This window comes from Rhizobium sp. BK377, assembly GCF_014193935.1.
GTDB lineage: Bacteria > Pseudomonadota > Alphaproteobacteria > Rhizobiales > Rhizobiaceae > Rhizobium.
Window position 1 is genome coordinate 1,571,933 of record NZ_JACIAC010000001.1, and the last position, 22,031, is coordinate 1,593,963.

Below are 22,031 nucleotides of genomic sequence, written 5' to 3' on the forward strand. Positions count from 1 at the left end.
AAGGCGCTGCCGGCATGGCGTCGCCTTGCATTTTGGAACAAGCGCGCGCCGGCACAGTTCCCTTTGTATGGCAAAAGCAAAGGCAAAGACCGGCACGATCCGCATCGGTATTTCGGGATGGACCTATGCACCCTGGCGCGGTGTCTTCTATCCCAAGGGGTTGACGCAAAAGCGCGAGCTTGCCTATGCCTCGCGGCAATTTCCCTCCATCGAGATCAACGGCACATTTTACGGGCTGCAGAAGCCGGACGCTTTCGCCAGCTGGCGCGATGAAACGCCTGACGGTTTCGTCTTTTCGGTCAAGGGCTCGCGCTACATCACCCATCTCAAGCGCCTGCGCGACATCGAGAAGCCGCTTGCCAATTTCCTCGCCTCGGGCCTGTTGCGCCTGGGGCCGAAACTCGGGCCGATCCTATGGCAATTTCCGCCAAGACAGAAATTCGATGCCGAGCTCTTCGACCATTTTCTGGCATTGCTGCCCAGGGATACGGAAGCTGCGGCCGATATGGCGAAGCGGCACGACGAGCGGCTCGACGGCCGCGCCTGGACGAAGAGCGAGAGGGTGCTGCCGATGCGTCATGCGCTGGAAATCCGCCACGACAGTTTCTGCGCGCCCGAATTCATCGAACTCATGCGCAAACACAAGGTCGGGCTGGTGGTTGCCGATACGGTGGAATGGCCGCTGCTGATGGATGTGACGGCCGATTTTATCTATTGCCGGCTGCATGGATCCGAGCAGCTTTATGTCAGCGGCTATGATGACGAAGCGCTCGATCGCTGGGCCGGGCGCATCGATGCCTGGACACATGGGATCGAGCCCGATGATGCCAACCGTGTCGAGCCGCCGCTGAAACGATCCGCGAAAGGGCGCGATGTCTATGTCTATTTCGACAATGACGTGAAGGTACGCGCGCCGGCGGATGCGCGCTCGCTTGCCGAAAAGCTCGGTGTCGCTCTGCCGCCTGATGACAGCCTGGTCGTCAAGCCGAAACGCCGTGGCGGAAAGCCTGTCACCCAGGAGCCGCGCCAGCATTGGCCGGCACTGCGGTCGACGATTTAAACCAGCACAGCCTGATCGGTCCGGTCCTCGGTGCCGAAGAATTTCAGATAGCGCTCCACCTCGGCCGGTTCGCCGGTCGCCTTCTGCGGATTGTCCGAAAGCTTGACCGCCGGGCGGCCGTTGGCGTCGCTCACCTTGCAGACGATAGAAATCGGCATGAAGTCGGAACTGTCGTTCGGCGCGCAGCCGGCGAAGTCATTCGTGAGGTTCGTGCCCCAGCCGAAGCTCATGCGCACGCGGCCTTCGAAATGCCTGTAGGTATCGATGATGGCATCGACATCGAGGCCGTCGGAGAAGATCAGGAGCTTCTGGCGCGGGTCGCGGCCCATCTTCTTCCACCAGTCGATGATCTTCTCGCCGCCTTCGATCGGCGGGGCGCTATCCGGGCGGAAGCCGGTCCAGTCCGCCACCCATTCCGGCGCATCGCGCAGGAAGGCGGCCGTTCCGAAGGCATCCGGCAGCACGATCAGGAGGTTGCCGCCGTAAAGCTTGTTCCAGTCGCGCAGCACCTTGTAGGGCGCGTTCCTGAGCTGCTCGTCCGTCTCGGCAAGGGCGGCCGCCACCATCGGCAGCTCATGGGCATTGGTGCCAACGGCTTCGAGATCGGAATCCATAGCCAGCAATACATTACTGGTGCCGGTGAAGGCCGGGCCGATTCCTTCCTTCAGCGCTTCCACGCACCAGCGCTGCCAGAGGAAACTGTGGCGGCGGCGGGTGCCGAAATCGGAAATGCGCAGGCCCGGCAGCTCGCGCAGCTTCTCCACCTTGGCCCACATCTTGGCCTTGGCGCGAGCATAGAGAACATCGAGCGTGAAGGGACCCATCGCCTTCATGGAGGCGCGCGAGCGCAACTCGTTGATGATGGCAAGAGCCGGGATTTCCCACATGGTCGTTTCCTTCCACGACCCGTGAAAATCGAGCACATACTGCCCGTCCTTCTTGGAAAGCTCGTATTCCGGCAGCTGGAAATTGGAGAGCCAGGCGAGGAATTCCGGCTCGAAAATCTGGGCGCGGCCATAGAAGCTGTTACCGGCAAGCCAGATCATCTCCTTCTTGGCGAGCCTCAGCGTACGCGCATGGTCAAGCTGCTCCCGCAGTTCACCCTCGTCGATCTGTTCCGCCAGACGCACGCGCTTGGTACGGTTGATGAGGGTGAAGGAGGCGCTGACGTCAGGATAGAGCTTCCAGATCATCTGCAGCATCAGGAGCTTGTAGAAATCCGTATCGATCAGACTGCGAACGATCGGATCGAGTTTCCAGGTGTGATTGTAGACGCGCCTTGCTATATCGGTCCTGGCCATGAAGCTCCTGCCTGTCCGTCAATCCGGTCAGGTGCGGCCTTGTCGACGGCCAGCGCACGAAACCGGCTCGTGCGCCTTCTTATCGAAAAATCGATAAACAAAGTCCAGAAAAAACAACAGCGATACCCCGCAGCCATTTTTGCTGCGGGGCGTGGCTTAAACGTTTGATATCAGCTCGTTATTGTGCGGGTGCAGCGGGCTGGGCCGGCGCAGTGCCGCCATTCTGCGGCGGAGCCGCCGGAACTTGAGACTGCATCTGCTGACCGGGCTGCTGCGGGGCGACGTCATCGGCTTCCTTCTGACCCCAGATCTCGACGGGGATCCAGACAAGGAAAGCCAGCACCAGTGCAGCAACCAGTACGCTCAGGATGCGATAGCCGGTGCGGCCCTGCTTGGCCTTGACAGGCGAAATCTGCTCTTCGGCATGAAGCTTTTGATCGGACTTTTCCCAACGCGTTTCCGTATGCGTCATGATCGTCTCCTTTCGCTCATCCGCAGGCCGGACCTGCAGAGCTTGTGCGAAGAAAACGACAAGCGGCAGGGGAAGTTCCCTGATGCCGTCAGTAGCCTGCGGTGCGATCGACGACGAATTGCAGCGGCTCGCCACGCTCGAAACGAGCGATCTGGGTCTCGACATGGCGGAAAAGCGCGTTCTCTTCGGAGATCGCGGCGTCATGCGGCGTGATGAAGACAGTCTCCAGATGCCAGAGCGGATCGTCCGCCGGCAGCGGCTCGACCTCGAAGACGTCGAGCGAGGCGCCGCCGAGCACACCGCCCTCGATCGCCGCGACGATATCGGCCTGGACCTGGCTCTTGCCGCGGCCCGCATTGATGAAGACCGGTTTGCCGAGCGCACCGCCCTGGCGGAGCCTGGAGAAGAAGGCCTTGTTGTAGAGGCCGGTCGTATCCGGCGTCAGAGGCAGCAGGCCGACGACGATATCGGTCTTCGACAGGAAGGTGTCGAGCTGCGGCCCGTCGAAGGTTTCGATGCCTTCAACTTCCCTCTTCGAGCGCGACCAGCCGATGACGTTGAAGCCCATGACCTTGAGCTTCGCGACCGCATCCTGGCCAAGAATGCCGAGGCCCATGACGCCGACGGTGATTTCGGCGGCTTCCGGCGGCACAAGCTTGCCCCAGACGCGGTCGCGCTGGTCCCGGTCGTGCTCACGCTGCAGGCGCAGATGCATGAGGCACTGCATGACCACCCATTCGCTCATGCGCGTCGTCAGGCTGCGATCGACGAAGCGGACGATCGGGATGTCAGGCAAATCAGGAATGGAGAGAATGCTATCCACCCCGGCGCCGCCGGAAAAGAGGACCTTCAGGTTCGGGGCGCGCTGGAAAATATCGGCATCCGGTTTCCAGAGCAGTGCGTAGTCCACGCCAGTCAGGTCCAGCCCCTTGCTGGCGGGATCGGCCGAATTGATGCTGCCGCGATCGGCAAAGGCGGTCTTCAGGATGCGGGCAACGGTTTCGGGGTCGAATTTGAGATCGACGAGGATGGGAGGTCTTGCTGACATGATCTTCTTTACTGCTGCCCGTCTTCTACTGCTGAATGGCGGGAGTGGGTACCGCCTCGATATTGAAGGCGGCGGCCATCAATGCCTTGGTATAATCATCCTTCGGCGCCTGGAAGATCTCCGCCGACGGCCCCTGCTCCACCACCTTGCCGAAGCGCATGACGATGACATCGTTGGCGAGCGCCTTGACCACCTTCAGGTCGTGGCTGATGAAGAGATAGGCGAGATCATGCTTCTTCTGCAGGTCGCGCAGCAGGTCCACGACCTGTGCCTGCACGCTCATGTCGAGCGCCGATGTCGGCTCGTCGAGCATGACGAAACGCGGCTTCAGCACCATGGCGCGGGCGATCGCGATGCGCTGGCGCTGGCCGCCGGAGAATTCATGCGGGAAACGCCAGCGGGTGAGCGGATCGAGGCCGACTTCCTCCAGCGCCCAGCAGACGCGCTGGTCGCGCTCTTCGGCCGAGAGCGAACGCTCATGCACCTTCAGGCCTTCTGCGACGATATCGCCGACCGACATGCGCGGGCTCAGCGAACCATAGGGATCCTGGAAGACGACCTGGAGCTGGTTGCGCAGCGGCCGCATCTCCGTAAATGAATAGCTTGCTATATCTTTCCCGACGAAGGAAATGCGGCCTTTCGAGGAGATGAGGCGGGTCAGCGCCAGCCCGAGCGTCGTCTTGCCGGAGCCGGATTCGCCGACGACACCGAGCGTCTGCCCGGCTCTTAGCTTGAGGTCGATACCATCGACGGCCTTCACGTGATCGACGACCTTGCGCATGAGGCCGGCCTTGATCGGAAACCAGACCTTGATGTCATTGCCTTCCATGACAACAGGCTTGGTGGCGTCGGTCAGCGGCGGTTCGCCGCGCGGCTCGGAGGCGAGCAGATGACGGGTGTAATCGTGCTTCGGATTGGTGAAGACCTCTTCGACCGGCCCCGTCTCGACGATCTTGCCCTTGGTCATCACACAGACACGATCGGCGAATTTGCGCACGATACCGAGGTCATGGGTGATGAAGAGCATGGACATGCCGTGCTCGCCCTTCAATTTTCGCAGGAGCTCGAGGATCTGCGCCTGGACCGTGACGTCGAGCGCCGTGGTCGGTTCGTCGGCGATCAGCAATTCCGGCCGATTGGCGAGCGCCATGGCGATCATGACGCGCTGGCGCTGGCCGCCGGAGAGTTCATGCGGATAGGCCTTCAGCCGCTTTTCCGGCTCGCGGATGCCGACCTGGTTCAAGAGTTCCAGCACGCGGGTGCGCGCCGCCTGCCCGCTCATGCCCTGATGCAGCGCCAGGATTTCGGCAATCTGCTTTTCGATCGTATGGAGCGGATTGAGCGATGTCATCGGCTCCTGGAAGATCATGGTGATGTCGTTACCGCGAACTTCGCGCATTTCACGGTCCGAAGCCTTCAAGAGATCCTTGCCCTTGAAAAAGATCTCGCCACCCGGATGGCTGGCCGAGGGATAGGGCAGAAGCCGCAGGATGGAGTTTGCCGAGACCGACTTGCCGGAACCGGATTCACCGACAAGTGCCACAACCTCGCCCTTGCCGATATCGAAGGAGATTCGATCCACGGCAAGCGAGGTTTCGCTACCCTGATGGAAGGCGACAGAGAGATCGCGGACGGAGAGCAGCGCTTCACTCATTGGAACGTCTTTCTCGGATCGAAGGCATCGCGCACCGCCTCGCCGATGAAGATCAGCAGCGACAGCATGATCGACATGGTGAAGAAGGCCGTCAGCCCGAGCCATGGTGCCTGGAGATTGGCCTTGCCCTGGGCGATCAGTTCACCGAGCGAGGGAGAGCCCGGCGGCATGCCGAAGCCCAGGAAGTCGAGCGAGGTCAGCGTGGTGATCGAGCCGGAGAGGATGAAGGGCAGGAAGGTCAGCGTCGCCACCATCGCATTGGGCAGCATATGCCGCCACATGATGGTGCGGTTGTTGACGCCGAGCGCGCGGGCGGCCCGCACATATTCGAAATTGCGGGCGCGCAGGAATTCTGCGCGCACGACGCCGACGAAGCCGACCCAGGAAAAGAGCAGCATGATGCCAAGCAGCACGAAGAAACCGGGCGGCAGGATGGCGGCGATGATCAGCAGGATGTAGAGCACCGGCATCGAGGACCAAATCTCGATGAACCGCTGGAAAAACAGGTCCGTCCAGCCGCCGAAATAACCTTGGACGGCGCCGGCCGTCACGCCGATGACGGCCGAGCAGATCGTCAGCACGAGGCCGAAGAGAACGGAAATGCGGAAACCATAGATGACGCGCGCGAGCACGTCGCGCGCCTGATCATCCGTGCCGAGCCAGTTGAGATTGCCGAGCCTGCAGCCGGGATCGTTGACGCCCTGCGGATAGGCCCTGCAGCGTTCCTCCGGCGACATCAGCCAGAAAGGCGGCGTCGGGGCGGAATGCGGGATATTGGAATTGACCGACTGGTAGGAATAGCGGATCGGCGGCCAGATCATCCAGCCATTGGCATCGATCTCGTCCGAGATGACGGAGGAGCGATAGTCCGTCTCGGCCAGGAAGCCGCCGAACTTCTCCTCGGGATAATTGATGATGACAGGGAACAGGATCTCGCCCTTGTAGGAGGCGATGATCGGCCTGTCGTTGGCAATGAACTCGGCAAAGAGGCTAAGCACGAAGAGGACGAGGAAGAGCCAGAGCGACCAGTAGCCGCGCTTATTGGCCTTGAAGTTCCGCCAGCGCCTGATGTTGGTCGGCGACAAGAGGCCCTTGCGGGGCGGGCGGACGGGCGTCGTCGTTGGGTTTGCGGCGACATCCATCAGACGTCCCTCCGCTCGAAATCGATGCGCGGATCGATCCAGGTATAGATCAGGTCCGAGATCAGGCCGACGAAGAGGCCAAGCAGCGAGAAGATATAAAGTGTCGCAAAGACGATCGGGTAGTCGCGGTTGACGACCGAGAGGTAGCCGAGGCGGCCAAGGCCGTCGAGCGAGAAGATGTTCTCGATCAGGAGCGAGCCGGTGAAGAAGGCGGAGATGAAGGCGCTCGGGAAGCTTGCGATGACGATCAGCATGGCATTGCGGAAAACGTGACCATAGAGCACCTGCCGTTCGTTCAGGCCCTTGGCGCGCGCGGTGATGACATATTGCTTCTTGATCTCGTCGATGAAGGAGTTCTTGGTCAGAAGCGTCGTCGTGGCAAAAGATGCCAGCGACAGCGAGATCAGCGGCAGGGTGAGATGCCAGAAATAATCGAGCGGCTTCTGCCACCAGGCAAGCTGATCGAAATTATCCGATACCAGGCCGCGCAGCGGGAACCAGTCATAGAAGGAACCGCCGGCGAAGAGCACGATCAGCAGGATGCCGAACAGGAAGCTCGGCACGGCATAACCGACGATGATGACGCCTGATGTCCAGACATCGAAGGAGGAGCCGTCCTTAACTGCCTTGCGGATGCCGAGCGGAATGGAAATGGCGTAGGAGAAGATCAGGATCCAGATGCCGAGCGAGACCGAAACTGGCAGCTTTTCCTTGATGAGATCGAGCACGGTCGTATTGCGGAAGAAGCTCTCGCCGAAATCGAAGCGGATGTAGTTCCACATCATTTCGCCGAAGCGGGTCAGCGGCGGCTTGTCGAAGCCGAACTGCTTTTCGAGCTTGGCGATCAGTTCGGGATCGAGGCCTTGGGCGCCGCGATATTTGGAGCTTTCCTCGCTGCCGCCGCCGAGAAGATCACCGCCGCCGGAGATGCGCTGATCGGCGCTATCGGCCTGGCCGGTCAGCTGGGCGATCACCTGCTCGACCGGGCCGCCGGGGGCGAATTGAACGACGATGAAAGAAATCGCCATGATGCCAATGATGGTCGGAATCATCAAAAGCAGGCGGCGGAGAATATAGGCACCCATCAGTCACGAGCCTCCGGGAATATCGTCGCCTGCACGCCATCCAATCGATTGCCGTTCAATCTGCCAGCCTTCCTTTGCCGGCTTACGCCGGCTTGTCCTGATTCGCCGATGCCATTTGGAGCGCAGGGCCCCTCGCATTGCAAGCCTGCTCATTTAACCGTGGTGGACCACCAGGCATCGGGAAAGCCAAGGCTGTATGCCGGAAACTCTGCTGGACGCGTCACCGTGTTCCAATAAGCGATCGAATAAGTATCGCGGTAGAACAGCGGAATGACATAGTGATTGGCGAGCAGCACACGGTCCATGGCCTTGATGGCAGCGATCTGCTCTTCCCGGTTGGGAGCAAAGATAATCATGCGAACGAGCGCATCGATGGCCGGATTGGCGATGCCGGCATAGTTGCGCGAGCCTTGCTGGTTGGCGGAAGTCGATCCCCAGTAGTCGGCCTGTTCATTGCCCGGGTTCACGGTTTGAGCCCAGACATTCCAGATCATATCGAAATCGAAACTGCGCGCGCGGTTGGTATATTGCGCGGCATCGACCGTGCGGACCCGCGCATCGATGCCGATCTTCTTCAGATTGGTGGCATAGGGCACCGCCCAGCGCTCGAGCAGGGGGCTCGACAACAATATTTCGAAACTCATCGGCTGGCCGCTCTTGGCATTGACCATCCTATTGCCCTTCAGCTCCCAGCCGGCTTCCTTCAGAAGAGAGATCGCCTTGCGAAGGTTGTCGCGGCTCTTCTGCGGATCCCCGCCAACGGGATTGCTGTAGGGGGTTGTGAAGATGTCGGCGGGAACCTGATCCTTCAGGCCCTGAAGAATTTCAAATTCCCTGCCTTGCGGAAGGCCAGATGAGGCAAGGTCGGTGTTCCAGAAGTAGCTGTCGATGCGCTTGTAGCTGTTGAAGGCGATCGTGCGGTTCAATTCCTCGAAATCGAAACCGTAGTTCAACGCCTCGCGCACCCGCTCATCCTTAAAGATGTCGCGCCGCATATTCGGCACGAGCGCCTGCATGATGCCAGTGGAGCGCAGGGGATTGGTGACATCTTCTTTCTTGATGCGCCCTTCCTTCACTGCGGGGAAATCATATCCCGTTGCCCAACGCGCTGCAAAAGTCTCCTGCCAGTAATCGCTGTTGCCGGCACGAAAAGCTTCGAACTCGACATCCCGATCGCCATAATAGGTGTAGAGAATGTTACGGAAATTGTTCTGACCGACGTTCACATTGAGGTCCTTGCCCCAATAGTCATCCCGCAATTCGTAGCGGATCGTGGCGCCGGGAGAGAAGGCGGCAATCTTGTAGGGTCCCGAGCCCATCACCGGCTCGAGCGTCGTCTTCGAAATGTCGCGCGGCTTACCGTCCGGTCCCGGTGACTCCCACCAGTGTTTCGGCACGATCACCAACTGGCCGAGAATGTTCGGCAGCTCGCGGTTGTTCCTCTCGTCGAAGGTGAATGTAACGTCCCGCTCGCCCGTCTTCTCAGCCTTGACCACGTGATGGTAGTAGTTTCCGGCAAGCGGGTTCAGCTCCTTGGTCTTGTAGAAGCTGAAAATCACGTCTTCGGGCGTGACCGGCTGACCATCTGCCCATTTGGCCTCCTTGCGAAGGCGAAAGGTTGTGGTCGCTACGTCGGGAGGATAGGAAAGGCCCTCGGCAAGCAGGCCATAGGAGACGAGGAGTTCGTCATCAGCTTGCTTCAGCAGGGTGTCGTAGACAAGCGACAGACCGACCGCTGTCTGGCCTTTTGCCAGCAAAGGATTGAAAGTATCGAAAGTGCCGCTTGAAGACAGACGCAGGTCGCCGCCTTTCGGGGCATCGGGATTGACGTAGTCGAAATGGGTAAAGCCCGGCTTGTACTTCATCTCGCTGATGACCGAGCTGCCAATCTGGAACTGCTGATCCTGAGCAAATACAGCCGCAGGTATAAGCGAACCCAGAAATGCTACCAGAACACCGATTTTCGACCACGAAGCCACTATACATTCTTCCCCAGTTATTAGTTTCGCCGACAATACGAGAAATGCAGGCGAAAAACAGGAAAGACTTTGTTTTTTCCCGGGCTCGCGAAATTTTTACCCGATCGCTCACGTGCAGGGCGCCACTTCCTCGAGGCGCTTGCGGAGCATGCGACGCAACTCCCCGACCAGGCGCGGATCGCCCGAGCCATCGGGGTCGTTGGCGGCGGCGACAACGATGCGCAGAAGCTCCAGAACGAGGGCGCCGAGGAGATCGACATCGCGCTCGACCGACGGTTCCGCGTTCTTCAGCAGTGCAGTAATGCCGGCGCGAAGCTCCGCGCGCGATTTCGCCTTGCGCTCCTTGGGCACATCGCGCCTGGCGGCGAGAACCGGAAATTCGGGATGATCATCGAGGAAACGGCCGAACCGCGTGAAGATGGCATCGCCGATTTCGGCAGCGCTCTTTCCCCTAGTCTTCTGCGCGAGTTCGGCGAGCCCGCCGTTCAGACGCTGCAGGCGATCGATATGCAGCGCCTCGGCAAGCAGGAGCTTGGTCGGGAAGAACTGGTAGAGCGAGCCGATGGAAGAATTCGCGGCCGCGGCGATCTCCGTCATGGTCGCGGCGTCATAGCCCTTTTCGAGAAAGACCCTGGCTGCCGCTTCCAGCAGGATCGCGACGCGCTCGTGGCCGCGCTGGCGTTTCGGCACACGGGTTTGCGGTTCCGGGCTTGATTTTTGTGAGGCAATCCTCGTATTTGTCATTGTGAGGATATCCTCATATTTTCTTTCCCGGAGACTCCCGATGTCCCTTTACGATCCGAAGACCACCGCACTCATTTCCATCGACCTGCAAGGCTTCATCGTCAGCCGGCAGCTTGCGCCCCATTCCGCCCAGCAGGTGATCGAGAATACAGCCGCCATCGCTACCAAGCTGAAGACCGAAGGCGGGACGGTGATCCTGGTCACGGTCGGATTCTCCCCGGACTATGCCGATGCTGTCAACCAGCCGGTGGACGAGCCGGCGGTTTTCCCCGAAGGCGGCCTTCCGGCGGCCGCCCTTGCGGCACCAGCGGAAATCGCTGCGCTCGCGGCCGACGTCCATATCGTCAAGCATCAATGGAGCGCCTTCTACGGCACGGAACTGGATCTCCAGCTTCGCCGCCGCGGCATCAGGACCGTGATCCTGACGGGTATCGCTACGAATTTCGGCGTCGAGGCGACAATCCGCGATGCGTTTGCGCATAATTACGCTGTGATCGCCGTCGAGGACGCGATGAGCACCTTCACCGCCGAAATGCATTCGCTTTCCTGCGAGCGCATCCTGCCGCGCCTTTCGCGCGTGCGCAAAACCGCAGAGGTTCTAGCCAACGTGTGACGGCGCGGCGATCCGTCCCCGCGCCGCCTGCCAAATCATCGATTCACCAAAATTGCTTTTCACGGTAGATTCGATTGCAAATCACTTTGGTAAATGCGGCAAGGGAACGGCATGGCTTTCAAGGCTCAGGCTTTCAGGACTTTCGGCAAACTGACCTTCGGTTTCAGGACGTTTGGCAAGCTGACGCTTGCCGGCGTAATAGGCGCAAGCCTTGTTGCCGGTGATGTCGGCGCACAGCAGAAGACGCCGAGCCCCGGCAGCGCCAAGGCGATTTTCGGTGCAGAAAAATTGCCGACGCAGGGTCCGGCGCAGCCGATCGGTTTCTACGCCAAGGGCTGCATGACCGGTGCGGAGGCACTGCCGGTTGACGGGCCGACCTGGCAGGCGATGCGTCTGTCGCGCAACCGGCGCTGGGGCAATCCGGCGATGATTTCGCTTCTGGAAAAATTCTCGCAGGATGCGCGCACCAGGATTGGCTGGCCCGGTATCCTCGTCGGCGATATCGCCCAGCCGCGTGGCGGGCCGATGCCGAACGGCCATGCCTCACACCAGATCGGCCTCGATGCCGATGTCTGGCTGACGCCGATGCCCTCGCATCGCATGAGTTACGAAGAACGGGAAGACCTGCCCTTCATCTCGATGCTGCAGAAGGACAAGTTCCTGACCCTCGACCCGAAAGTGTGGAGCGAGCAGCGGGCGGAACTTTTGATGTTGGCGGCAAGCTATCCGCAGGTCCAGCGCATCTTCGTCAACCCGGCGATCAAGAAGAAATTGTGCGACACCTGGACGGGCGACCGCACCAATCTCGGCAAGCTCAGGCCCGAATATGGGCACGATTCGCATTTCCATATCCGCATCAAATGCCCGCCGGGCGCCAACGGCTGTACGCCACAGCCGCCGGTGGCTGCCGGCGACGGCTGCGACAAGTCGCTTGCCTGGTGGTTCACCAAGGAGCCTTGGGCGGCGCCCAAGCCCAGCACAAAGCCGCCGAAGCCGCCGCGTGAAGTCATGGTCTCCGACCTGCCGAAGGCCTGCTCCGCCGTTGTCGATGCTCCGTCCATCGCCTCTACGGAAGCTGGCACCTATGGCGGCCCTTCCGCAGCGAGTGCCCTGACGGCAGCCCCGGCGGCCGCACCGCCTGTCGATACCGGCAGCGCGCTTCCTTCGCTCGGCCCGGTTCCGAACGACAAGCCGGTCGTGCAATAAGCTCGATAGGCTAAACAGGCGGGCGGGCGACTGTCTTTCAAATCGCAAACGCCTGGTGTAGAAGCGGCCAAATCGATTGAATTACGCTCGCGGAGGTTCCGTTCATGGCCGGCGGCAAATGCCTAGCATTGATTGCGCATGACCAGAAGAAGGACGAGATGGCGGCATTTGCCCGCCGCAACAGAGACCTCCTGGCCCCCTGGAAAATCGTCGCCACCGGCACGACCGGCGGGCGTGTTCTCGATGCCGCTCCCGATCTTGATGTGACGCGGCTGAAGAGCGGCCCGCTCGGCGGCGACCAGCAGATCGGCGCGCTGATCTCCACCGGCGAGGTCTCGGCTCTGATCTTCTTCGTGGACCCGCTGACGCCGATGCCGCATGATGTCGATGTGAAGGCGCTGATGCGGCTTGCGATCGTCTACGACATCCCGATGGCGCTGAACGAGTCGACAGCCGAAAAGCTTCTCCCTACCCTTAACGCCTGATCCTCGGGCACCAGCACGGAACCGGCCATGACTGCATCCTCTACTCCCTTGCCCTTTCCGATCCTGATCGGAGACATCGGTGGCACGAATGCCCGCTTCTCAATCCTGACGGATGCCTATGCGGAGCCGAAGCAGTTTCCCAATGTGCGCACGGCCGATTACGAGACGATCGACGAGGCGATCCAGAAGGGTGTGCTGGACAAGACCTCCGTCCAGCCGCGCGCGGCGATCCTTGCCGTTGCCGGCCCGATCAAGGCCGACGAGATCCCGCTGACCAACTGCCCCTGGGTGGTGCGGCCGAAGACGATGATCGAGGGCCTCGGCCTCGTCGATGTGCTCATCGTCAACGATTTCGAAGCACAGGCGCTGGCGATTGCCGCCCTTTCCGACGAGAACCGGGAACGCATCGGCAATGCTGCTGGCGACATGGTGGCGTCCCGTGTCGTGCTCGGACCCGGCACCGGCCTCGGCGTCGGCGGTCTGGTCCATACCCAGTCGACCTGGATTCCGGTTCCGGGCGAAGGCGGGCATGTCGATCTCGGGCCGCGCAGCAAACGAGACTATGAGATCTTTCCGCATATCGAGACCATTGAGGGCCGCGTTTCGGCCGAACAGATCCTCTGCGGTCGCGGCATCGTCAATCTTTACCGCGCCATCTGCGCAGCCGACGGTGCCACGCCTGCAATGAGCGACCCGGCGGACATCACGTCGCATGCGCTCGTCGGCAGCGACAAGGTCGCGGTCGAAACCGTCTCGCTGTTTGCCACCTATCTCGGCCGCGTGGCGGGCGACATGGCGCTGGTGTTTATGGCCCGCGGCGGCGTCTATCTCTCGGGCGGCATCTCGCAGAAGATCCTTCCGGCACTGAAAAAGCCTGAATTCCGGGCTGCATTCGAAGACAAGGCACCGCATTCGGCCCTGCTGCGTACGATCCCGACCTATGTCGTGACGCACCCGCTGGCTGCTCTTGCCGGGCTTTCTTCCTATGCACGCATGCCTGCAAATTTCGGCCTTTCGACGGATGGACGGCGCTGGCGGGCCTGAGCCCGAAGCATAGTTTCAAGGCGTTAGAGCGCCCTTTGCGCGCCCCGGTGGGGCGCACGGCGCTCTAGCCAAAGCCCCCTCAACTCTTTATAGAGCCCGCGCATATGCGGTGCCGCGCCTGCGGCATGCAGTCCCGAGACAGGAAGCCTATTTTTGGAAGCCGCCGACAGCAGAAAGCCACACGTCAACAGCGATACCGTGACCGGAATCCTGAAACGCATCATTGCGGAAAACGGCCGGGACCATCTCTGGGGCTATGTTTTCGCGATCTCCTGCCTTGTCATCGTGGCACTTTCGACGGCATTTACCGCCTGGATCATGCGGGCGATCATCGACGAGGCCTTCGCCAACAGGCGCGCGGACGTCGTCTGGATCATCTGTCTTTCGATCTTCATCGCCTTCATGCTGCGCGGTTTTGCGAGCTACGGGCAGGGTGTGGCGCTTTCGCGTATCGGGAACGACATCGTCGCCCGCTACCAGCGCCGGCTCTATTCGCACCTGATGACGCTTTCCGTCGGCTACTTCAACGAGGCGCGCTCGGCCCAGATCGCCGCACAGGTCAGCCAGAATGTCAGCGGCATCCGCGACGTGCTAAACCTCACCATCACCTCGACGGTGCGCGATCTCCTGACCTTCGTCTCGCTGATCGGCGTCATGGTGCTGCAGGATCCGCTGCTGAGCCTTGCCGTCTTCATTCTGGCGCCACCGCTGCTTTATGCGCTGCGCTACGTTTCCAAGCGGCTGCGCTCTGCCACCCGCGAGGCCGTCGACCTCAACAGTCATGTTCTCGGCGCCATGCAGGAGACGATCCAGGGTATTTCCATCGTGAAAGCCTTCACGATGGAAGAGGCGCTGGAGAACAAGGTCAACAAGCTGATCGGCGCTGCCGAGGGGCGGGCAAACCGCATCGCGCGGCTTTCCGAGCGCACCTCGCCGCTGACGGAGAGCTTTGCCGGCTTTGCGGTCGCGAGCGTGCTTGCCTATGCCGCCTATCGCTCGATCTATCAGGGCGTGCCGCCGGGCGCCTTCTTCTCCTTCGTCACGGCGCTGCTGCTCGCCTACGACCCGGCCCGACGCCTTGCCCGCCTGCAGGTGCAGATGGAGCGCGCCGTCGTCAACGCCCGGATGATCTACGAGCTGCTCGACATGGAAACACGCCAGCGCGACCTGCCGGATGCCAAGCCGCTTGTTGTCACCGAAGCGAAGATCGAATTCCGCAACGTCTCCTTCGCCTATGGCAATGAACGCGTGCTTGACGGCGTGACGCTGACGGCCGAGGGCGGCAAGACGACGGCGCTCGTCGGTCCTTCGGGCGCCGGCAAATCCACCGTCATCAGTCTCATTCCGCGCTTCTACGATCCGAAGGAAGGCGAGATCCTGATCGACGGACAGGATATCGCCCATATCACCAAGCGGTCGCTGCGCCAGCAGCTCGCTTATGTCTCGCAGCAACCTTACCTCTTCGAAGGTACGATCCGCGATAATATCCGCTACGGTCGTCCGGAAGCGACGGATGAAGAGATCGAGAAGGCAGCGCGGCTTGCCTATGCGCATGACTTCATCGTCGCACAGCCGCAGGGCTACGATACGCCCGTCGGCGAAAACGGCGTGACGCTGTCCGGCGGCCAGCGGCAGCGGCTGTCGATCGCGCGCGCTCTGGTGCGCAACGCACCGATCCTGCTTCTCGACGAGGCGACCTCCGCTCTCGATACGGAATCGGAAGCCGCCGTGCAGAAGGCGCTCGACGAAGCCATGACCGGCCGCACGGTCGTCGTCATCGCCCACCGGCTTTCGACCGTGGTGCGCGCCGACAAGATCATCGTGATGCAGCAGGGCCGCGTCGTGGAAGAAGGCAATCACGAGACGCTTGCGAAGGTCAGCGACGGTCTTTACGCTCGCCTCAACAATCTGCAGAGGCCTTCGGCTTCTGATTCATACTGATCGGGATGACGACTGACATGAGCGATGCTGCGATGAAACTGGTTGTGGTCGGAGCGGCGGGGCGCATGGGGCAGACGCTCATCCGTCTCATTCATTCCATCGATGGCGTGACGCTGCATGCAGCAATCGAGCGTCCCGGCTCGCCCTTCATCGGCAAGGATGCGGGCGAAATATCAGGGCTCGGTGCAAACGGCATCATCATCGGCGACGATCCGCTGGCTGCGTTCCTGCATGCCGAGGGCGTACTGGACTTCACCTCGCCAGCCGGCTCCATCGAATTTGCCGGTCTCGCCGCGCAGGCCCGCATCGTCCATGTCGTCGGCACGACCGGCTGCTCGCAGGAGGACGATCAGAAGATTGCGGCGGCCGCGCGCCATGCCCGCGTCGTCAAGTCAGGCAATATGAGCCTCGGCGTCAATCTGCTCAGCGTTCTCGTGCAGCAGGCAGCACAAGCGCTCGATCCCGCCGACTGGGATATCGAGATTCTTGAAATGCATCACAAGCGCAAGGTCGACGCGCCCTCGGGCACGGCATTGCTGCTCGGCGAGGCGGCAGCGAAGGGCCGCAACATCGATCTTGCTTCGAAATCGGTACGCGTGCGTGACGGCCATACCGGCGCGCGGGAAGCCGGCACGATCGGCTTTGCGACGCTGCGCGGCGGCTCCGTCATTGGCGAGCATTCGGTGCTCTTTGCCGGCGAAGGCGAAACCGTCACGCTTTCGCACAGCGCAACCGACCGTTCGATCTTCGCGCGCGGCGCCATCAAGGCAGCCCTTTGGGCGCGCGACAAGAAGCCGGGGCTCTATTCCATGCTCGATGTTCTCGGGCTTTCTTCCCATTGACCATTTCTCGGAGGCATTTTTCATGAGCGGTACCCTCGTCCTCGTTCGCCACGGCCAGAGCGACTGGAATCTCAAGAATCTCTTCACCGGCTGGAAGGACCCCGACCTGACCGAGCTCGGCATCCAGGAAGCCACGACCGGCGGCCAGGCGCTCGCCGACTACGGCATCAAGTTCGATGTGGCCTTCACCTCCGCACTGGTGCGCGCGCAGCACACGCTGAAGCTTGTCCTCGACAAGGTCGGCCAGCCGGACCTGCAGACGATCCGCGACCAGGCGCTCAACGAACGCGACTATGGCGATCTCTCCGGCCTCAACAAGGATGATGCCCGCGCCAAGTGGGGCGAAGAGCAGGTGCATGTCTGGCGCCGCTCCTACGACGTTCCGCCTCCGGGCGGCGAAAGCCTGCGTGACACCGGCGCGCGCGTCTGGCCTTATTACCTGACGGAAATCCTTCCGCGCGTCCTGCGCGGCGAAAAGGTGCTGGTTGCCGCGCACGGCAATTCGCTGCGTTCGCTCGTCATGGTTCTCGACCGCCTCACCCGCGAGCAGGTTCTTTCGCTGAATCTCGCGACCGGCGTGCCCATGGTCTACAAGCTGAAGGCAGATTCCACCGTCGCTTCCAAGGAAGTGCTCGGCGACATGTCCGGCGCGCACTGACCGCGATCAGGCATCGATAAGGTTCAAGGCCGGGCTCGCGCCCGGTCTTTTCGTTTTCAGTTCTCGATGGTGAACTGGACGCGATCGGCGGCAAAGCGGCTGATCGAATATTGAACCGGCACGCCTTCCAGATCAGTGTTCATCGCCTTGGTGATCAACAGCACGGCGCCCGGCGTCAGCTCGAGATCGGCGATATCGCCAGCGTCGGCGTGGGCGGCGGTGATCTCCGTCGTGGCACGCACATAGTCCGACAGGCCAAGTGCCGCGAAAGCCTTGGTGATGGATTCTGTCTTCCTATAGATCTCGCCGATGCCGGCAAAACGTGAGGCAGGGAACCAGCTTGTTCCGCGCGCGACAGGCCGCTTATCCGCATCGCGCACCGTTTCCAGCCGGATGACCGGCGTGCCCTGTTCTACACGCAGCCAGCGGGCCACCTCGGCATTGGCCGCCTCTTCTGCGTGGCCGAGCAGGAGCGCGTGCGTTTCGCGCGCCTGGTCCTTGAGACCGTCGGTGAAGCGGGTACGGCGGCTGATCGGAAAATTCAGGCGCTCCTTGCGCTCGATCAGCGTGCCGCGACCCTGCACCGCGCGCACGATCCCTTCCTGGGCAAGTGCTGCAAGCGCGCTGCGGACGGTATGCCTGTTGACGCCGAACTGCAGTGCAAGAACCGTTTCCGGCGGCACCATGCCCGTTTCGTCGTAAGCGCCACTGCTGATCGCCTCGCGGATCCGGTCAGCGATCTGCCGCCAGAGCGCCACGCCCGTCTGCCGCTGCACCTGCTTTATTCCTGCCATTACACCCCTGCCAGCCAATTTCGAGCGCGCCGTGTCACACGCTTGTCACCTCGCCGATTTAGGGATAGGTATATCTTGTATGGTTGTCTATATCAATAGACATTTCGAGGAAAAGACGATGGCGGCGACAGAGAAGACGGAAGCTGCGGCGCGGGTGGAGAGCGGGCGTAAACGCACCGTCGATCTGCTCGCGCGCGCAGAGACACAGGAATTGCTGGCGGCGTGGGATGCGCTTGCCGAACAGCCGGTCGTGCAGCCGGTGCGTGGACCGGAGACCGGCCTCGTCATGGTCCGCGGCCGTATCGGCGGCGGTGGTGCGCCCTTCAATCTTGGCGAAGTGACGGTGACGCGCGCGACGGTGCGCCTTGCCTCCGGCTCGGTCGGCCACGCCCAGGCGCTCGGCACCAACAGAGAGAAGGCACGGCTTTCGGCGATCTTCGATGCGCTCTGGCAGGAAGAGGCGACCAAGGGCTTCGTCGAGGAAAAACTGCTTTCGCCGATCGCCCGGCGGATCGCCGAAGACAACAATCGCAAGGCTGAAGAAACGTCCGCGACCCGTGTCGACTTCTTCACCATGGTCCGGGGAGAAGACTGATGGGCATCAAGACCGACGTCCTGACCGGTGGCTTTACCGAGCCGGTTTTCAACGCGCAGAGCGTGTTCAAGATGCTGATGGACGGCATGGCCCGGCCCGGCACGATCCAGTCCGTCACGCCCGATGTGATGCCGCCTGCGCCACTCGGCATTGCCGCCGGCGCAATCGGCCTGACGCTTTGCGACCATGACACCCCGGTCTGGCTCTCCGCAGGGCTCGCCAAGTCGGCAGTCCCGGAATGGCTGGGCTTCCATGCCGGTGCGCCGCTGACGGCCGAAAAGGCGGAAGCGCGTTTTGCCTTCATCGAAGCCGGGATGGCGCTTTCCACCTTCGGCCTGTTTGCATCAGGCACGCAGGAATACCCTGATCGTTCCACGACTGTCGTGATCGAACTTGCCGATCTCGAAGGCGGGCGCCGTCTCGCTTTGATGGGGCCGGGCATTCAGAGCGTGACCGAAATCGCCCCTGTCGGCCTGCCGGAAACCTTCCTGCGCCTCTGGACGGAGAACCGCGCGCTCTTCCCGCGCGGCGTCGACATCGTGCTGACGGCAGGCAAGCGTTTCCTCTGCCTGCCGCGCACCACCAAGATCACAGCAACGGAGATCTGAGCTCATGTATGTTGCCGTCAAGGGTGGCGAGGCCGCCATCGCCAATGCCCACCGCCTGCTCGCCGACCGCCGGCGCGGTGATCGCTCCGTGCCTGCCATCGGTATCGAGCAGATCGTCGAACAGCTTTCCCTCGCCGTCGACCGCGTCATGGCCGAAGCTTCGCTCTATGACCGCACACTTGCCGCACTTGCCGTGCGCCAGTCGCGCGGCGACATGATCGAGGCGATCTTCCTGCTGCGCGCCTATCGCACGACGCTGCCGCGCTTCGGCTATTCCAGGCCGCTCGACACGGCCGACATGCAGATCGAGCGCCGCATCTCCGCCACCTACAAGGATCTTCCTGGCGGACAGCTGCTCGGCCCGACCTTCGACTATACGCACCGCCTGCTCGATCCGAGCCTGCTGACGGACGAGGCGGTGGAAGAGCCTGCACAGCGCGAAGCCGAAACCGGCCGCGTCATGCGCGTCTCCGAAATCCTCGGCCAGGAAGGCCTGATCGAAAACGACGGCGAGCTCCCTGAGGACCATGAGACGGGCGACCTGACGCGCGAGCCGATGGAATTCCCGATGACCCGTGACCTTCGCCTGCAGGCGCTTGCGCGCGGCGACGAAGGTTTCCTGCTGGCGCTCGGCTATTCCACCCAGCGCGGCTACGGCCGCAACCATCCCTTCACCGGTGAAATCCGCATCGGCGAGGTCGAGGTGGAATTCGACGTGCCGGAACTCGGCTTTGCCGTTTCGCTCGGGACGATCCAGCTCACCGAATGCCAGATGGTCAATCAGTTCAAGGGTTCGGCCAAGGCTCCGCCGCAGTTCACCCGCGGTTACGGCCTCGTCTTCGGCCAGAGCGAGCGCAAGGCCATGGCCATGTCGCTCGTCGATCGCGCATTGCGCGCCGAAGAGCTCGGCGAGGACATCACCGCGCCGGCGCAGGACGAGGAATTCGTCATTTCCCATTCCGACAATGTGCAGGCGACCGGCTTCGTCGAGCACCTGAAGCTTCCGCACTACGTGGACTTCCAGGCCGAACTCGACCTCGTCCGCCGCATGCGCCGCGAATTCGAAGCCGCCCGCAACAGCGGCGAGACCCAAAAGGAGGCCGCCGAATGAGTGATCTCGCCACCTACAATTTCGCCTATCTCGACGAACAGACCAAGCGCATGATCCGCCGCGCCATCCTGAAGGCGATCGCCATTCCCGGCTACCAGGTACCCTTTGCCAGCAGAGAGATGCCGATGCCCTATGGCTGGGGTACCGGCGGCGTGCAGGTGACGGCCTCGATCATCGGGCCTGAGGACGTTCTCAAGGTCATCGACCAGGGCGCCGACGACACGACGAATGCCGTCTCCATCCGCGCCTTCTTCCAGAAGGTCGCCAATGTCGCGGTCACGACGCATACCAGGGAGGCGACGATCATCCAGACGCGCCACCGCATCCCCGAGGAGAAACTCGGCGAAGGCCAGGTGCTCGTCTATCAGGTGCCGATCCCGGAACCGCTGCGTTTCCTCGAACCGCGCGAGACCGAGACCCGCAAGATGCATGCGCTCGAGGAATACGGCCTCATGCATGTGAAGCTCTACGAGGATATCGCCCGCAACGGCCGCATCGCCACGACCTATGCCTATCCGGTCAAGGTTCATGGCCGCTACGTCATGGATCCCTCGCCGACCCCGAAATTCGACAATCCGAAAATGCACAAGTCGGAGGCGCTGCAGCTTTTCGGCGCCGGCCGCGAAAAGCGCATCTATGCCGTGCCGCCCTATACCGATGTCGTCAGCCTCGACTTCGAAGACCATCCTTTCGAGATCCAGCGCTTCGGCAAGCCCTGCGCGCTCTGCGGCGCGGAGGAGGTCTACCTCGACGAAGTGATCCTCGACGACAAAGGCGGGCGCATGTTCGTCTGCTCCGACACCGACCATTGCGAAGACCGCCGGGCACACGGACATGCCGGCGAAATGCTGGCCCGGGAGGCTGCAGAATGACCGACACACCGCTTCTCAAAGTCAACGACCTCTCGAAGTTCTACGGCAACCGCATCGGCTGCCGGAACGTCTCCTTCGAGCTCTGGCCCGGTGAAGTGCTGGCCATCGTCGGCGAATCCGGCTCGGGCAAGACGACACTGCTGAACTGCATCTCTACCCGGCTGATGCCGACGACCGGCAGTGTCGAGTACCACATGCGCGATGGTATCTACCGCGACCTCTACCATATGAACGAGGCCGAGCGCCGCTTCCTGATGCGCACCGACTGGGGCTTCGTGCACCAGAACCCGGCTGACGGGCTGCGCATGACAGTGTCTGCCGGCGCCAATGTCGGCGAACGACTGATGGCGATCGGTGACCGGCACTACGGCAAGATCCGCTCCACCGCGATCGACTGGCTGGAACGCGTCGAGATTGACACCGACCGCATCGACGATCAGCCGCGCGCCTTTTCCGGCGGCATGCGACAGCGCCTGCAGATCGCCCGCAACCTCGTCACCGGCCCGCGCCTCGTGTTCATGGATGAGCCGACCGGCGGCCTCGACGTCTCGGTTCAGGCGCGTCTGCTCGATCTGGTGCGCGGCCTCGTCAACGATCTCGGCCTCTCGGCCATCATCGTCACCCACGATCTCGCCGTCGCTCGTCTCCTCTCCCACCGTATGATGGTAATGAAGGACGGCTTCGTCATCGAGCAGGGTCTGACCGACCGTGTGCTCGATGACCCGCGCGAGCCCTACACCCAGCTCCTCGTTTCCTCGATCCTGCAGGTTTAAGAAC

At 61.8% G+C, this 22,031-nt stretch carries 22 protein-coding genes; 13 read left to right on the forward strand and 9 right to left on the reverse strand.

All coding sequences use genetic code 11. The annotated features are described in order from the left end of the window. Nucleotides 1-67: 67 nt before the first annotated feature. The gene (locus FHT92_RS07820) at nucleotides 68-1,060 is read left to right on the forward strand and encodes a DUF72 domain-containing protein (protein ID WP_183823614.1); all 993 of its coding nucleotides are present in this window, start codon (nucleotides 68-70) and stop codon (nucleotides 1,058-1,060) included. On the opposite strand, the gene pncB is transcribed toward FHT92_RS07820, so the two are convergent. The 8 genes from pncB to FHT92_RS07860 form a co-directional block, all read right to left on the reverse strand. Then, nucleotides 1,057-2,361 (reverse strand): nicotinate phosphoribosyltransferase, encoded by a 1,305-nt coding sequence (gene pncB / locus FHT92_RS07825; protein ID WP_183823616.1) that lies wholly within the window; start codon nucleotides 2,359-2,361, stop codon nucleotides 1,057-1,059. The two genes, FHT92_RS07820 and pncB, sit on opposite strands and share 4 nt — an antisense overlap. Nucleotides 2,362-2,539: 178 nt before the next feature. Continuing rightward, nucleotides 2,540-2,833 carry a hypothetical protein gene (locus FHT92_RS07830; RefSeq protein WP_183823618.1) on the reverse strand — a complete coding sequence of 98 codons (294 nt, stop codon included), beginning with the start codon at nucleotides 2,831-2,833 and terminating at the stop codon, nucleotides 2,540-2,542. A gap of 88 nt (nucleotides 2,834-2,921) precedes the next feature. After that, the gene (locus FHT92_RS07835; RefSeq protein WP_183823620.1) at nucleotides 2,922-3,881 is read right to left on the reverse strand and encodes a 2-hydroxyacid dehydrogenase; all 960 of its coding nucleotides are present in this window, start codon (nucleotides 3,879-3,881) and stop codon (nucleotides 2,922-2,924) included. A gap of 25 nt (nucleotides 3,882-3,906) precedes the next feature. Next, nucleotides 3,907-5,535, reverse strand: coding sequence for an ABC transporter ATP-binding protein (locus tag FHT92_RS07840; protein ID WP_183823622.1), 1,629 nt, complete (start codon nucleotides 5,533-5,535; stop codon nucleotides 3,907-3,909). Continuing rightward, nucleotides 5,532-6,677: an ABC transporter permease gene (locus FHT92_RS07845; RefSeq protein ID WP_183823623.1), complete on the reverse strand. Its 1,146-nt coding sequence runs from the start codon at nucleotides 6,675-6,677 to the stop codon at nucleotides 5,532-5,534. Before FHT92_RS07845 ends, FHT92_RS07840 begins: the two co-directional genes overlap by 4 nt. After that, nucleotides 6,677-7,762, reverse strand: a complete 1,086-nt coding sequence (locus FHT92_RS07850) for a microcin C ABC transporter permease YejB (RefSeq protein ID WP_183823625.1) — start codon at nucleotides 7,760-7,762, stop codon at nucleotides 6,677-6,679. The genes FHT92_RS07845 and FHT92_RS07850 overlap by 1 nt, the downstream gene beginning before the upstream one ends. Nucleotides 7,763-7,911: 149 nt before the next feature. Continuing rightward, nucleotides 7,912-9,744, reverse strand: a complete 1,833-nt coding sequence (locus FHT92_RS07855; RefSeq protein WP_183823864.1) for an extracellular solute-binding protein — start codon at nucleotides 9,742-9,744, stop codon at nucleotides 7,912-7,914. 105 nt (nucleotides 9,745-9,849) lie between these two features. Further along, on the reverse strand, nucleotides 9,850-10,485 hold the full coding sequence (locus FHT92_RS07860; RefSeq protein ID WP_183823627.1) for a TetR/AcrR family transcriptional regulator: 636 nt from the start codon (nucleotides 10,483-10,485) through the stop codon (nucleotides 9,850-9,852). Between the two features lie 40 nt (nucleotides 10,486-10,525). Between FHT92_RS07860 and FHT92_RS07865 the strand changes: the two genes are divergently transcribed. The 7 genes from FHT92_RS07865 (at nucleotide 10,526) to FHT92_RS07895 (ending at nucleotide 17,274) form a co-directional block, all read left to right on the forward strand. Then, entirely contained in the window at nucleotides 10,526-11,098 is a 573-nt protein-coding gene (locus FHT92_RS07865; protein ID WP_183823629.1) for a hydrolase, read from the forward strand. 111 nt (nucleotides 11,099-11,209) lie between these two features. After that, nucleotides 11,210-12,304, forward strand: coding sequence for a penicillin-insensitive murein endopeptidase (gene mepA / locus FHT92_RS07870; protein WP_183745649.1), 1,095 nt, complete (start codon nucleotides 11,210-11,212; stop codon nucleotides 12,302-12,304). 104 nt (nucleotides 12,305-12,408) lie between these two features. Beyond that, nucleotides 12,409-12,789, forward strand: a complete 381-nt coding sequence (locus FHT92_RS07875) for a methylglyoxal synthase (protein WP_183745646.1) — start codon at nucleotides 12,409-12,411, stop codon at nucleotides 12,787-12,789. A 27-nt stretch (nucleotides 12,790-12,816) separates the two neighbouring features. Next, nucleotides 12,817-13,833, forward strand: a complete 1,017-nt coding sequence (locus FHT92_RS07880) for a glucokinase (protein ID WP_183823631.1) — start codon at nucleotides 12,817-12,819, stop codon at nucleotides 13,831-13,833. A gap of 153 nt (nucleotides 13,834-13,986) precedes the next feature. Continuing rightward, nucleotides 13,987-15,774, forward strand: a complete 1,788-nt coding sequence (locus FHT92_RS07885) for an ABC transporter ATP-binding protein (protein ID WP_183823633.1) — start codon at nucleotides 13,987-13,989, stop codon at nucleotides 15,772-15,774. A 17-nt stretch (nucleotides 15,775-15,791) separates the two neighbouring features. Continuing rightward, nucleotides 15,792-16,616, forward strand: coding sequence for a 4-hydroxy-tetrahydrodipicolinate reductase (dapB, locus tag FHT92_RS07890; protein ID WP_183823635.1), 825 nt, complete (start codon nucleotides 15,792-15,794; stop codon nucleotides 16,614-16,616). 22 nt (nucleotides 16,617-16,638) lie between these two features. Then, nucleotides 16,639-17,274: a 2,3-bisphosphoglycerate-dependent phosphoglycerate mutase gene (locus FHT92_RS07895; protein ID WP_183823637.1), complete on the forward strand. Its 636-nt coding sequence runs from the start codon at nucleotides 16,639-16,641 to the stop codon at nucleotides 17,272-17,274. A gap of 56 nt (nucleotides 17,275-17,330) precedes the next feature. Here FHT92_RS07895 and phnF read toward each other — a convergent pair whose 3' ends face one another. Continuing rightward, nucleotides 17,331-18,068, reverse strand: coding sequence for a phosphonate metabolism transcriptional regulator PhnF (gene phnF, locus FHT92_RS07900; protein ID WP_183823639.1), 738 nt, complete (start codon nucleotides 18,066-18,068; stop codon nucleotides 17,331-17,333). Nucleotides 18,069-18,186: 118 nt separating this feature from the next. On the opposite strand from phnF, the gene phnG reads away from it, so the two are divergent. Genes phnG through phnK form a run of 5 tightly spaced genes read left to right on the forward strand, consistent with a single transcriptional unit; the run spans nucleotide 18,187 to nucleotide 22,027 of the window. Then, nucleotides 18,187-18,663 carry a phosphonate C-P lyase system protein PhnG gene (phnG, locus tag FHT92_RS07905; protein WP_183823641.1) on the forward strand — a complete coding sequence of 159 codons (477 nt, stop codon included), beginning with the start codon at nucleotides 18,187-18,189 and terminating at the stop codon, nucleotides 18,661-18,663. Further along, on the forward strand, nucleotides 18,663-19,271 hold the full coding sequence (gene phnH, locus FHT92_RS07910; RefSeq protein WP_183823643.1) for a phosphonate C-P lyase system protein PhnH: 609 nt from the start codon (nucleotides 18,663-18,665) through the stop codon (nucleotides 19,269-19,271). The genes phnG and phnH overlap by 1 nt, the downstream gene beginning before the upstream one ends. A 4-nt stretch (nucleotides 19,272-19,275) precedes the next feature. Further along, the gene (locus tag FHT92_RS07915) at nucleotides 19,276-20,382 is read left to right on the forward strand and encodes a carbon-phosphorus lyase complex subunit PhnI (RefSeq protein WP_183823645.1); all 1,107 of its coding nucleotides are present in this window, start codon (nucleotides 19,276-19,278) and stop codon (nucleotides 20,380-20,382) included. Then, nucleotides 20,379-21,254 carry an alpha-D-ribose 1-methylphosphonate 5-phosphate C-P-lyase PhnJ gene (locus FHT92_RS07920; RefSeq protein WP_183823647.1) on the forward strand — a complete coding sequence of 292 codons (876 nt, stop codon included), beginning with the start codon at nucleotides 20,379-20,381 and terminating at the stop codon, nucleotides 21,252-21,254. Before FHT92_RS07915 ends, FHT92_RS07920 begins: the two co-directional genes overlap by 4 nt. Continuing rightward, nucleotides 21,251-22,027, forward strand: coding sequence for a phosphonate C-P lyase system protein PhnK (phnK, locus tag FHT92_RS07925; RefSeq protein WP_183823649.1), 777 nt, complete (start codon nucleotides 21,251-21,253; stop codon nucleotides 22,025-22,027). The genes FHT92_RS07920 and phnK overlap by 4 nt, the downstream gene beginning before the upstream one ends. The last annotated feature ends 4 nt before the right edge of the window (nucleotides 22,028-22,031 follow it).